Raw genomic sequence first — 11,715 nt, forward strand, 5'->3', positions numbered from 1 at the left:
TTAGGCTCTCCAATCGCTCAATTCGCAATCTTCGAACGGATCGGGAGAGCGCCTGGCGCATTCTCCCGTTCCGTCGGAGTGCTGGCCTAGCGGATGCCCTCTTTGGCGAGGGCCAGGATCGCCTTGGCTTTTTCGGGCGAGTCGATGAACAGCGGCCCGGTATAGGCGTTGTTCTGCGGCCAGAAGCCGTGCGTCGCCTGCTCGACCAGATAGATCACCGGCAGATAGCCCATCAGATATTGCTGGGCATCCATACCGAAGCCCATTTCGCCGGCGACGACAGAGTCGAGGACCTCCGGGCTGATGTCGAAAGTGTAGAGCTTGAGCTTGCCGAACAGTTCCTTGTCGCGGAACATCGGGATCAGCGGATTGGCGGCGGTGGCACCAAGCGCAAAGACGGCTTGGGTGTCGGGATGCGCCGACAGATAGGCTTCGGTGCGGCGCTGGATGTCGGCCGGATCGGGCGCCACGGCCAGAACCTCGGTGCCGCCGCCGGATGGCTTCAGCCCGTCATTGAGGCCCTGGCAGCGCTGGTCGAGGCTGACATTGCCGACCTCGTGGTTGATGCAGACGACCTTGAGTGTGCCTCCCTTGGCCAGCCGCTCGCCGGCCTTCTTGCCGGAATCATATTCGGAAACGGTGCCGACATAGAGCGTGGTGCCGAGCTCGGCGCCTTCCTTCTCGCCGGAATCCAGAACCACCATCGGAATATTGGCGGCAAGCCCGGATTTGACGGACTTGCCGAGTGCATTGGCGTCGGCGATGGAGACCGCGATGCCGTCCGGCTTGGTGGCGATGGCGGCGTCCAGAAGCCGGGCCTGCTCGACCACGTCGAAGACCTGCGGCGCGTAATATTCGACCTTGGCGCCGGTGAGGGCGGCCGCGTCATCGACGCCGCGCTTGACCACCGACCAATAGGGATCGGACGCCGACCCATGCACGACGAACGTGATGTGGACGTCCTTCGGATCCTTGAGGCCCGCGGCATATGCAATGCCTGTCATCAGGCCCGCCGTGACGAAGGCGCCCAATGCCGCTTTCAGAAGAGTTTTCATCTTATTCTCCCATTTGTCGTTGCAGTTCCAATCCCTCTGGCGCCGTTTTCCGGCCGCGACGATCGGCTCACGTCGCGGATCGGGTGGCCGCTTTGCGGGCCTTTGCCGACGTCAATCGCTGTTCGCCCGCGTTGTTGCGGGCTGATGTTGACGATCGCCCGGCCGAGAGTGCTGCGCGAAGCTCCTCGCGCAACGGCTTCATGCCGATGACATCGATCGGCTGTGCGGCGAGCCAGTCGCGAAAGCCCTGGTCGCGGAACAGGTCGTACTCTTCGGTGCGGATATAGGCGGAGCGCGGCTCGATCAGCTCGAGTTCACCGGGCGCGTTGCAATGCAGGCAAAAGAAAGTCAGGCCCTCGCGCACACCCTCGATGAGCGCTTTGTAAACGGGCTCGATCGGCCTGGAGCGCGGCCGGCCCCAGGTCGTCTGGATGGCGGCGTCGAAAATGGCAAAGCCGCCGGCGCGGGCCAGCGCCACGCCGCGCTGGAACGCCTCCTCGGTGACGCCGACCAGATTGTCGTTGGGGGAATAAGCGGACAGGGTCTTGGTCAGCAGCACGGGCAGCTGATATTCGAGCCCGAGCTTGATGTAGATGTCGCAAAATTCGGGCGACAATGCTGCGCCCATATGCGCGTCGAGGTGGGTGACGTCGATGCCGGCGCGATAGGCGGTGTCGATCTGGGCGCGAAGCTCGGCCTCGACCGCCTGCGGCACCGCCTTGCGGCGCGTGGTCGCCACGTCGGGCCATAAGAAGCCGAACTCGTCGGTCAGGCCGGCCGCCCGCGACGGCGCGGTCAGCGGCCGCCATTTGTAGTGCTGTTTCTCGCTGTTCAGCGTCAGGTGGACGCCAAGGTCAAGGCCAGGGTTGGCTGCGGCGCTTTCGGCCATTTCGAGGAACCACGGGCACGGCACCATCACCGCGCCGGAACTGCAGACACCTAGCCCGTTCAATTCGAGAAAGGCGCTGTTGGCGCCGTGGCACATGCCGACATCGTCCTCGTGGAGCACGATCCGTTTGCTGGAGCCGGCGGCGTTCACGAATGTCGGCCTTTCCGCCGGCGCGCCGGTCTCGAGGGTCTTCCAAAGTGTGTCCCGTATCTCATGGAACCAACCGTTTGCCCAACTGGCCGGAATGGAACGCCGAAAGCTGGCTTTCCGACAGGGCCACTTTGGCGAATTCGGATGGGTACGATTTGCCTGCCGGCTGAGACACTTAGCTGCCGATTTCCCCAATCAGGGTTCAAAACCACTCATAGGAACCGTCTTCCGGGCGCAGATGGCTTGGTCGAATAGCGGCGGAGTGGTTCTTCCAAACTGTGCCCACAAGCCTACAGCTGTCCACACCATCAAGCGACCCACATACCAAGTGACCCAAACTACCAAGTAACTTGGAGGCCTGCCATGTACACCGCCGGCGAAGAGGAAATCGAAGCCATTGCCAGGGTGATCCGCTCGGGCGCGCTGTTTCGTTACGGCAAGGACAGCGAATGCGACCGCTTCGAGGCCCGCTATGCGCAGCATCTTGGCGTCGAGCATTTCGCACTGGCCGCCAGCGGCACCTATGGGCTCGCGGCCGGCCTGATCGGGCTCGGCATCGGTCCGGGGGACGAAGTGCTGGTGCCCGCGCACACCTATATGGCGACAGCGACCGCGGTGCTGTCGGTCGGGGCCATTCCCGTCATCGTCGACATCGACGAGAGCCTGACCATCGATCCCGTCGCCTTGCGCGATGCCATCGGGCCGCGCACCAGGGCGGTCATCCCGGTGCATATGTGGGGCGCGGCCTGCAACATGAATGCGATCATGGACATTGCTGCCAAGCGCGGCTTGCTGGTGCTCGAGGATGTCTGCCAAGGCATCGGCGGCGGCTATGAGGGCCGCAAGCTCGGCTCGATCGGCCATGCCGGCGCCTATTCCTTCAACTACTTCAAGAACATGACCTCGGGCGAGGGCGGCGGCATTGCCACCAGCGACCCGAAAGTGGCGGAGCGGGCGCGCTGCGCCATCGACCCTTGCCATTTCTACTGGCAGGGCAGAAGCGACAGCATCAAACCCTTCGCCGGCATCGGCGCGCGTGCTTCCGAACTGATGGGGGCGATGCTCAACGTCCAACTCGATCGACTGGACGGCATCATCGAGGCGATGCGCGCCGAGAAGAAGATGGTGCTGGCCGGCACCCGCCATCTCGGCAATCTCGGTCTGACACCGTCGCCGATGAACAGCCCGGACGACGATTGCGCCGCACAGGTGATGTACCTACTGCCGAGCGAGCAGGCGGCGCAGACTTTTTCGAAGACCATTCCGAGCGTCGTTGCCGGCAAGACCGGCCGTCACAATTTCACCCAGTGGGACCAGGTGCTGATGCATGAAGGGGCGCATCATCCGGCGCTCAATCCTTATGCATTGCCCGAGAACCAGGACCTGCGGCTGGATTACGCCGACGACCTCGGCAAGCGCTCGCTCGACATCCTCAATCGCACGGTGATGATCGCCATGAACCCGGCGCATGACGATACCGATATTCAGGACATGATCCACAACATCGACGCGGCGGCGCGGGTGGCGCTGGAAAATGCTTCGCTGGATGATGTCGAATTGCGCAAAGCGGCACCGGTTGATCTGCAGAAGTTCGACAGTGTGAACTAGACCAGTTCCGACGCGGTTTGCTACCCTGCGGCCGAGTTCCTTGTCCGGCGGCCGGGCGAGGATTCCGGCCGGCATAACCGGTCGTCAAAAAATCCGCAGGCCCGTGTCGGATAGGCCGGGCTCCCGCTCGTCCTAGGGGCATCGATCACCAACACGGAGGATTAACGATATGCCCGGCACCGTACGTCTGCACCGCGTTCTGACAACCAGCCCGGAGAAAGTCTACCGCGCGTTCCTCGAAGCGGATGCACTTGCGAAATGGCTTCCGCCGAACGGCTTCACCTGCACGGTTCATCACTTCGAGGCGAAAGTCGGCGGTACGTTCAAAATGTCCTTCCGCAACTTCACCACCGGCGACAGCCACTCGTTCGGGGGCGAATATGTCGAGCTCGTGCCCAATGAGCAGCTGCGCTACACCGACCGGTTCGACGACCCCAACCTGCCCGGCGAGATCGAGGTGACCGTGACATTGAAGAAAGTGTCGGTCGGCACCGAAGTGAATATCACGCAGGCCGGTATTCCAGATGCCATCCCGGTTGAGGCCTGCTATCTCGGCTGGCAGGAGTCGCTGCGAAATCTGGCGAAACTCGTCGAACCCGAGATCAAGCAGTAGGGTAAGCGCGCGCGGCTGATCCGTGGGGGCGATCTCTTCGCGCCAAGAGAGCGAAGCGGGCGCTGCCTTGGCTGCATCGGCGTCGCTAGCCGGGATCCTAGGGATTCCCGATCTTGCCAGGCAACATGCGCCGGCGCCGGAAAGCCCGGATTGGCGAAGCCTGGCTCTAGCTTCTGTCCAACCTTAGGAACGCGGCGCGCAGCGCCAGCACCGCGCGCAGGATCTGGCGTTCGTCCATTGCCGCATAGCCGAGCAGCAGGCCGTGCTCGGGTTCTGTGGAATGGTAGTTGATCGAGATGCCCTGGACGTCGAGCCCCTCCTTGACGGCGGCGGCGATCACGTCGCTGTCCTTGTAGGGCCTGACGAAGCTCGCCAGCAGCTGCATGCCGGAATCGTTTTCCGTGACGGTCAGCCATTCGGCCAGATGCTCCTGGCACAGCTTGACGAAGTTCGCCTGCCGGCGCGCATAGAGCCGGCGCATGCGTTTGAGGTGCGTGGCGAAATAGCCCTGCGTGATGAAATCGTTGACCGTTGCCTGCAGGATCAGCGGCGCGAACTGGCCGGTGATGCTCACCGCCCGGTCGAACGGCACCGACAGTTCGCGCGGCACGATCAGATAGCCGATGCGCAGCGCCGGGATCAGCGTCTTGCCGAAGCTGCCGATATAGACGACGCGGTCGGCATGATCGAGCCCGCGCAGCGCCGGCACCGGCCGGCCGCGGAACCGGTATTCGCCGTCATAGTCATCCTCGACGATCCAGGCGCCGTTGCGTTCGGCGATGTCGAGCAACTGCAATCGCTCCTCGATGCGCATGATGGTGCCGAACGGCCATTGGCAGGATGGCGTCACATAGATCAGCCGCGGCGGCGGCAGCTCCGGATCGGCAAGATGCCAGCCACGCCGGTCGACCTTCAACGGTGCCAGCCTGGCGCCGCTGGCGAGAAAGGCGCTCTTGGCGCCGAGATAGCCGGGCTCCTCCATCCAGACATGGTCGCCTTCGTCCATCAGCACGCGCGAGACGAGATCGAGCGCTGCCTGCGCACCGGTGACGATGATCACCTGGTCGGCGGTGCAGCTGATGCCGCGCGACAGGCCGATGGTCGAGGCAATGGCCTGACGCAGGCCGGGGTGGCCGGCAAAGGAGAGATAACCAAGCAGGCTCTCGTCGCGGCTGCGTGCATTGCGCACCAGAAGGCTTGACCAGATGGTGAATGGAAACGACGCCGTTTCAGGCACGCCGGGATGGAAATTGATGACGCCGGCATTACGCGGCGGTTGCGGGCCGTTGACGATGGTCTGGCCGCGCCGCGACAGTTTTTGCGGCGCTGCCAGTCCGGCGCGCAGCGATGCCAAGGGACGGTTCTGCTGGATCGGCGCTACCCAGGTGCCCGATCCGGCGCGCGCCTCGATAAAACCTTCGGCAAGGAGCTGGTCATAGGCGGCGATGACCGTGTTGCGCCCGACCTTGAGGTCTTCGGCCAGCGAGCGCGTCGACGGCAGCAGCGTGTTCTGCGGGATTTGGCCGTCAAGGATGAAGCGTCGCAAGGCGCCGTAGATCTGACGATGCATCGGTTCTTCCGAAGCGCGGTCGACCGACATGATGTCGAGGGAAAGGCGCATGTGGTCGGCCAAGGCACTATCCCCCGACGAACCGGGCGGCGCGGGCGATCTTTTCCTCGTTGAGCCGACAGACGGTATCAAGCACCAGTCGCCTGGTTTCGGGGTGGACCTCGCGGCTGTTCTTCAGCGCGCGATGAACGGTGGCGGCGCCAAGTTCCGCCTTCTCGGCAATCTCCCGGATGGTGCAAAGCCGTTCCATGCCAAGCGCAGCTTCGAAAGCCATGTCGCTCCTCCTCGGTTGCATCAAGGCACGGCTTCCGGCCGGCCTCAAGCTCGAACGTCGGGGTTTGAAATCCAGAGCCGGGATTCTGCGATCCGCGCCGCGCAGGGAGCAAGGCGGCGCGGATCGCCGGGCGCATTCGCGTCGCTAACCCCATCGAGGCGCGCGCCCATTATGTTCCTCCGGCTCGCAATGCGGGCCGGTCAGTTTGCCTGCCGCGTTGCCACTTCGAAGCCGGCCTGCCGGGCGGTGGCGAGCAGCGAGAAATAGCCCTTGCTGGCATAGGTCAGCGGATGCGCCTTGGCCGGATCCTGCTCAGCCTCGACAACGATCCAACCCTCATAGCCGCGCGCGGCGAGGGGTTTCAGCAATGACAGGAAATCGACCGAGCCATCGCCGGGCACGGTAAAAATGCCGTCCACTACCGCCGCCATGAAGCTCATGTCCTCGCGGCGTGCCTTTTCCAGGACCGCCCTGCGAACATCCTTGCAATGGAAATGCACGATACGATCGAGATGCCGCTGCAACAGCGATTGCGGGTCGCCGCCCGAAAACAGGCAGTGGCCAGTATCGAACAACAGTCCGACGCTGTGCCCCGTCGCCGCCATCAGCCTGTCGACTTCATCGTCCGTCTCGACGATGGTGCCCATGTGGTGGTGGAAGGCCATGCCGACCCCGAATGCGGCCATGCGGGTGGCGAGGGCGGTCAGTTTCTCGCCATAGGCCCGCCAGTCGCCGTCGCCGAGGCGCGGACGCTCGGAGATCGGTGCGAAAATGCCGTCATGGCGACCGCGCGAGGTGTCGGCGTAGACGACGATCTTGGCGCCGAGGTCGCGCAGCAACGCCAGATGCGGGGTAATCGCCGCGAATTCCTCTTCGACCGTGCGGTCGAGGATGCGGCCATCATACCAGCCGGAGACGAGTTCCAGGCCATAGGAGGACAGGAGCGGCCCAAGCACCTCAGCCTGGCGCGGAAATTTCCCGCCGAGCTCGGTGCCGCGATAACCGGCCTGTGCGGTTTCGGACAGGCAGGTCTGCAGCGGCGTGTCGCCGCCAAGCGCCGGGACGTCGTCATTGCTCCAGGTGATGGGATTGATGCCGATCTTGACCGTCATGACGCCAGGCTTTTGCAGGCTTGCGAATGCAAGCCAGCCTGCAGACTGGCGACAAAGAGGCCCTGTCACTAGGTCCAGTTCAGCCTGATTTGGCAGAACCAATCAATAGTGACCGATTCTAGTCTTCCTTTGGGCGGCCAAAAAGGACGCGCAGTTCGTCCTTTGCGTCCTCCAGCACTTTCTTCTGCGCCGCCGGCAGGTTCTTGCCGGCGCGGTTGATGTAGAAATTCAGCATCGACATGGCGGATTGAAACGGCCCCGCCTTGCGCCGGTCGCTGTGCTCGGCCGACCGCCTCAGCGAGGCGGCGATCTTCCTCGGATCGTGGGATTCGAAGATGTGCTCCTCGAGATCCAGCGCGTCGCTATGCTCGGTGACGTCGGCAGACCATTTCCGTTGCGCGGTCATGGCAAACTCCTTCCACAAGCTCGTTCGAAAAGAAAACGCCCTATGGTGCGCCACTGTTCCACTTCGGCCCGCATCCCTGGAGCCACGGATTGGCCCGTCGTGGCGCTGCTCCGCGATGCGAATGCGCTGATAGTGGTCAGAACCGCCGATTTAAGAACTGCGGACAGGAAACGTTCTTGACCCCCATCGTCTCAAACCAGGCAGCAAGTTCCGGCATCGACAGTGCCTATGCCTGGATACGGCTCGGCGTCTCGATGCTGCTGGCAACCATAGGCGGGGTCGGCATGTGGGCGGTGGTTGTGGTGCTGCCCGCCGTGCAGGCAGAATTCGGCGTCGATCGCGCCGCTGCCTCGATGCCCTATACTGCGACCATGGTCGGCTTTGCCGCCGGCAATGTGCTGTTCGGCCGCGCCATCGACCGCGTGGGGTATTGGGTTCCGGCGCTGATTGCCGCGATTACACTTGGCGCCGGCTTCCTGCTGGCGTCGCTGACCAGTTCGATCCTGCAGTTCACCCTCGTCCAGGGCCTGTTGATCGGCGTCGGCTCGTCGGCGATCTTCGGGCCGCTGATTGCCGACATCTCGCACTGGTTCAACCGGCGCCGCGGCGTTGCGGTGACGGCTGCCGCGTCCGGCAACTATCTCGCCGGAGCGATCTGGCCGACGGCGATGCCCTATGTCATGCAGACCGAAGGCTGGCGCTTCACCTATGCCGCGATCGGCGTCGTCTGCCTGGTCACCATGGTGCCGCTGATCCTGCTGCTCCGGCGCGGCGCACCGCCCCACGCGGCTCCCGGATCGCCGGGCAGCCGCGTGGTCCAGCCGATCTCGCTGTCGCCGGCGGCCTTGCAGGCGCTGCTCATCGTCGCCGGACTCGGCTGCTGCGTGGCGATGTCGATGCCGCAAGTCCATATCGTCGCCTACTGCATGGATCTCGGCTACGGCGTGGCGCATGGCGCCGATATGCTGTCGATCATGCTGGCGGCGGGCGTCGTCAGTCGGCTTGGCTCGGGCTTCCTTGCCGATCGCATCGGCGGCGTCAAAACCCTGCTGATCGGCTCGGTGCTGCAATGCCTGTCGCTGTTGTTCTACATCCCGTTCGACGGGCTTGCCTCGCTTTATGTCGTCTCGCTGGTCTTCGGCCTGTCGCAGGGCGGCATCGTGCCCTGTTATGCGATCATCGTGCGCGAATATATGCCTGCCAAAGAGGCTGGCCAGCGCGTCGGCATCGTCATGATGGCGACCATCTTCGGCATGGCAATCGGCGGCTGGATGTCGGGCTGGATCTACGATTTGACCGGTTCGTATGCCGCCGCGTTCCTCAACGGCATTGCCTGGAACCTGCTGAACATTTTGGCCATGGTGCTGCTGCTGTGGAAGGCCCGGTGGAGCGCTGCTGTGACGGCCTGAAGCACGGCGACACGGGCACAGTCTCTCCGGCGGTCGCTTGACAATAGCCGAGGGCTGCGCGACGCCAGACAAGGTGTGGCAACGGGTTGGCAAGGCAGCAGTGGCAAAGACCCTGAACATCGTCTCACGGTCGCGTCTGGGCGGTTGCCCGGCGTCGGGACGAGTATAGTGATCAAGCCGCGCTCGCGCCGCGGCGGCGGCCGCCCGACCATCGCCGACGTCGCCCGCAAGGCCGGCGTCGGCGCCATTACCGTATCGCGCGCCTTGCGTGAGCCGGGGCGCGTCTCGGAAGATCTGCGCCGCCAGATCGAGTCTGCGGTGAACGAGCTCGGCTATGTGCCCGACCCGAATGCGCGGGCGCTGGCGTCGGCGCGCGCCGAGGTGTTTGGCGTCCTGGTACCGTCGCTTACCAACAACGTCTTTGCCGAAGTGGTGCGCGGCATCTACGACAGCCTGTCGGACGGCCCTTTCCGCATCCAGCTCGGCAACACCCACTATTCCGGCCTCGAGGAAGAGCGGCTGCTGCAGGTGTTTGGTCCGCAACGCCCGGCCGCGCTGATCGTGGCCGGCATCGACCAGACGCCGGCCTCGCGAAAACTGCTGGAAACGGCAGGCTGTCCGGTCGTGCAGGTGATGGAGACCGGGCCCGATCCGGTCGACATGATGGTCGGTTTCTCACATTTCGAGGGCGGCAAGGCGGCGGCGGAACATCTGATCGAGGCGGGCTATCGCCGGATCGGCTTCATCGGCGCGCGCATGGATCCGCGTTCGCAGCGGCGGCTTGCCGGCTATCGCGCGGCGATGGAGGCGGCCGGCCTGTTCGATCCGAGGCTCACCACCACGACGCCGGTGCCCTCCAGCGTGACACTCGGCCGCGAATTGTTCCGCGACGCGCTGGCCAAGGTGCCGAGCCTCGACGCGGTATTCTGCAACAATGACGATATCGCGCTTGGCGTGCTGTTCGAATGCCATCGCGCTTCGATCGCCGTGCCGAAGACGATCGGCATCGTCGGCTTCAACGATCTGGACATGATGGAGGTTGCTTTCCCGTCGGTCACCAGCGTTCGGACCTATCGCTACGAGATCGGCCGGCGGGCTGTCGCTATGGCGCTTGCGGCTATCGAGGGCAACAGGCCGGAGCAGCGGGTCGTCGACCTCGGCTTCGAACTCAAGCGACGTGAAAGCACGGCGCGCTGAAGCGAGCTCAACGCAATGTAAATGGCGCTTTACATAACGTCATGGTAGCGCTACCACTTTCCACGGTCGGAATTTCGCCTCGAAGAGCGGAGTCTGTTTATTATACATAAGCGACAGCTCATGCTTGTTTATTATGTATAATATGATAGTTTTTTGCGGGATTAGCCGGGCAATAAAGGAGGAAATCGGGTCGGCATTCGGCCACCTGAACGCGCAACGGGTAAGGCGGGAGGTGCCGGGCCGGGAACGCGCAAATTCATCGACGTAACAACAAACAAACTGCAACTGGGAGGAATATCGATGATCAAGTCACTCGTTGGCGGTATCGTTGCCGCCACTGCTTTTGTCATGCTGAGCTCGTCGGCGCTCGCCGAGCCTGAAATCGTCAAGGGGCCATCGGCCGAGCCTGAGTGCTTCGCACCCTGGTCGGCCGATACGCAGTTCTTCAAGTTCCCCAAAAAAGACGGCCCATACCGCATCGCTCTGGCCAACGGCTACATCGCCAACACGTGGCGCATCCAGATGGTGCAGACGGCGAAGGCCTATGCAGCGCAGCCGGAGGTCGCAGCCAAGCTCAAGGAATTCAAGGTGGTCTCGACCGGCGAAGACGTGCCGGCCCAGATTTCGGCAATCAACAATTTCATCGATTCCGGCTATGACGCGATTGTCGTCAACGCTCAGAATCCGACCGCATTCGGCCCTGTCATCAAGCGGGCCAAGGAAGCCGGCGTCGTGCTGGTCGCTTTCGACAACATCCTCGACACCAAGGATGCCATCAACGTCAATGTCGACCAGAAAGGCCTTGGCGAATTGTGGGGCAACTGGCTGGTCAAGCACGTGCCGAACGGCGGCAAGGTGCTGGAAGTGCGCGGCGTCGCCGGCACGTCCGTCGACACCGACCGTCACAACGGCATCCACGAGGTTCTCGACGCGTCCGGCAAGAAGTGGGATGTCACCGAGGTCGTCGGCAAATGGGATGACGGCGTTGCGCAAAAGGCTTCGGCCGACGCCATTGCCACCAATGGTCCCTTCGACGGCGTTACCGGGCAGGGCGGCGATACCGGCATCGTGCAGGCGATGATCGATGCCAAGCATCCGTTCGTGCCGTTCGGCGGCGAGACGGAGAATGGCTTCCGCAAATTCTGCGCCAAGTTCGCCGCTGACGGCCTGAAATGCTCGTCGGCCGGTACCGGCCCGGCCCAGGTTGCGGTTGCCATCAAGACAGCGATCGCGGCACTTGAAGGCCAGGTCGTGCCGCAAGCGGTCAAGCTGCCGCTGGCGATCGTCGAGGATCCGAACTTCAAGGCAGGCCAGGATTACTTCCCCGACCAGTCCGACAATTTCTTCGTCGGCAATTCCTTCCCGACCTGCGGCATCAATTTCACGGCGCAGGAAATCATGGGCCAGAGCAAGGAAAACCAGTAAGCTCCAA

Annotated in this window: 11 protein-coding genes; 5 read left to right on the forward strand and 6 right to left on the reverse strand. The window is 63.3% G+C overall.

The window, feature by feature from the left end; translation table 11 throughout:
• Positions 1-86: 86 nt before the first annotated feature.
• Entirely contained in the window at positions 87-1,055 is a 969-nt protein-coding gene (locus tag NKI22_RS13325) for a rhizopine catabolism ABC transporter substrate-binding protein (RefSeq protein ID WP_352641201.1), read from the reverse strand.
• Between the two features lie 67 nt (positions 1,056-1,122).
• Complete coding sequence (locus NKI22_RS13330; RefSeq protein WP_352937456.1) at positions 1,123-2,094, reverse strand: polysaccharide deacetylase family protein; 972 nt, start codon at positions 2,092-2,094, stop codon at positions 1,123-1,125.
• A gap of 363 nt (positions 2,095-2,457) precedes the next feature.
• On the opposite strand from NKI22_RS13330, the gene NKI22_RS13335 reads away from it, so the two are divergent.
• Positions 2,458-3,702: a DegT/DnrJ/EryC1/StrS family aminotransferase gene (locus tag NKI22_RS13335; RefSeq protein ID WP_352641197.1), complete on the forward strand. Its 1,245-nt coding sequence runs from the start codon at positions 2,458-2,460 to the stop codon at positions 3,700-3,702.
• A 169-nt stretch (positions 3,703-3,871) separates the two neighbouring features.
• Positions 3,872-4,315, forward strand: coding sequence for an SRPBCC family protein (locus NKI22_RS13340; protein WP_352481566.1), 444 nt, complete (start codon positions 3,872-3,874; stop codon positions 4,313-4,315).
• A gap of 166 nt (positions 4,316-4,481) precedes the next feature.
• Here NKI22_RS13340 and mocR read toward each other — a convergent pair whose 3' ends face one another.
• The 4 genes from mocR to NKI22_RS13360 all read right to left on the reverse strand — a co-directional run bounded on the left by mocR (position 4,482) and on the right by NKI22_RS13360 (position 7,677).
• Positions 4,482-5,948 (reverse strand): rhizopine catabolism transcriptional regulator MocR, encoded by a 1,467-nt coding sequence (mocR, locus tag NKI22_RS13345; protein ID WP_352937454.1) that lies wholly within the window; start codon positions 5,946-5,948, stop codon positions 4,482-4,484.
• A gap of 4 nt (positions 5,949-5,952) precedes the next feature.
• Positions 5,953-6,159 carry a LacI family DNA-binding transcriptional regulator gene (locus NKI22_RS13350; protein ID WP_023721239.1) on the reverse strand — a complete coding sequence of 69 codons (207 nt, stop codon included), beginning with the start codon at positions 6,157-6,159 and terminating at the stop codon, positions 5,953-5,955.
• A 200-nt stretch (positions 6,160-6,359) separates the two neighbouring features.
• A complete protein-coding gene (gene iolE / locus NKI22_RS13355; protein ID WP_352481564.1) occupies positions 6,360-7,271 on the reverse strand; it encodes a myo-inosose-2 dehydratase in 912 nt (303 codons plus the stop codon).
• Between the two features lie 118 nt (positions 7,272-7,389).
• Positions 7,390-7,677: a DUF3175 domain-containing protein gene (locus NKI22_RS13360; RefSeq protein WP_352481563.1), complete on the reverse strand. Its 288-nt coding sequence runs from the start codon at positions 7,675-7,677 to the stop codon at positions 7,390-7,392.
• Between the two features lie 176 nt (positions 7,678-7,853).
• Here NKI22_RS13360 and NKI22_RS13365 point away from each other — a divergent pair, with 176 nt between their 5' ends.
• The 3 genes from NKI22_RS13365 to NKI22_RS13375 all read left to right on the forward strand — a co-directional run bounded on the left by NKI22_RS13365 (position 7,854) and on the right by NKI22_RS13375 (position 11,708).
• Entirely contained in the window at positions 7,854-9,086 is a 1,233-nt protein-coding gene (locus NKI22_RS13365; RefSeq protein ID WP_352495777.1) for an MFS transporter, read from the forward strand.
• A 168-nt stretch (positions 9,087-9,254) separates the two neighbouring features.
• A complete protein-coding gene (gntR, locus tag NKI22_RS13370) occupies positions 9,255-10,283 on the forward strand; it encodes an HTH-type transcriptional regulator GntR (RefSeq protein ID WP_352481561.1) in 1,029 nt (342 codons plus the stop codon).
• A gap of 300 nt (positions 10,284-10,583) precedes the next feature.
• Positions 10,584-11,708, forward strand: coding sequence for a sugar ABC transporter substrate-binding protein (locus tag NKI22_RS13375; protein ID WP_352937451.1), 1,125 nt, complete (start codon positions 10,584-10,586; stop codon positions 11,706-11,708).
• Positions 11,709-11,715: the final 7 nt, after the last annotated feature.

The organism is Mesorhizobium sp. M0778, from assembly GCF_040320105.1.
Classification (GTDB): domain Bacteria; phylum Pseudomonadota; class Alphaproteobacteria; order Rhizobiales; family Rhizobiaceae; genus Mesorhizobium.

Excerpts from the sequence above, each read along its gene's own strand:
- NKI22_RS13325 (WP_352641201.1), bottom strand. The coding sequence starts at position 1,055 with ATGAAAACTCTTCTGAAAGCGGCATTGGGCGCCTTCGTCACGGCGGGC.
- NKI22_RS13335 (WP_352641197.1), top strand. The coding sequence starts at position 2,458 with ATGTACACCGCCGGCGAAGAGGAAATCGAAGCCATTGCCAGGGTGATC.
- NKI22_RS13340 (WP_352481566.1), top strand. The coding sequence starts at position 3,872 with ATGCCCGGCACCGTACGTCTGCACCGCGTTCTGACAACCAGCCCGGAG.
- NKI22_RS13350 (WP_023721239.1), bottom strand. The coding sequence starts at position 6,159 with ATGGCTTTCGAAGCTGCGCTTGGCATGGAACGGCTTTGCACCATCCGG.
- iolE (WP_352481564.1), bottom strand. The coding sequence starts at position 7,271 with ATGACGGTCAAGATCGGCATCAATCCCATCACCTGGAGCAATGACGAC.
- NKI22_RS13360 (WP_352481563.1), bottom strand. The coding sequence starts at position 7,677 with ATGACCGCGCAACGGAAATGGTCTGCCGACGTCACCGAGCATAGCGAC.
- NKI22_RS13375 (WP_352937451.1), top strand. The coding sequence starts at position 10,584 with ATGATCAAGTCACTCGTTGGCGGTATCGTTGCCGCCACTGCTTTTGTC.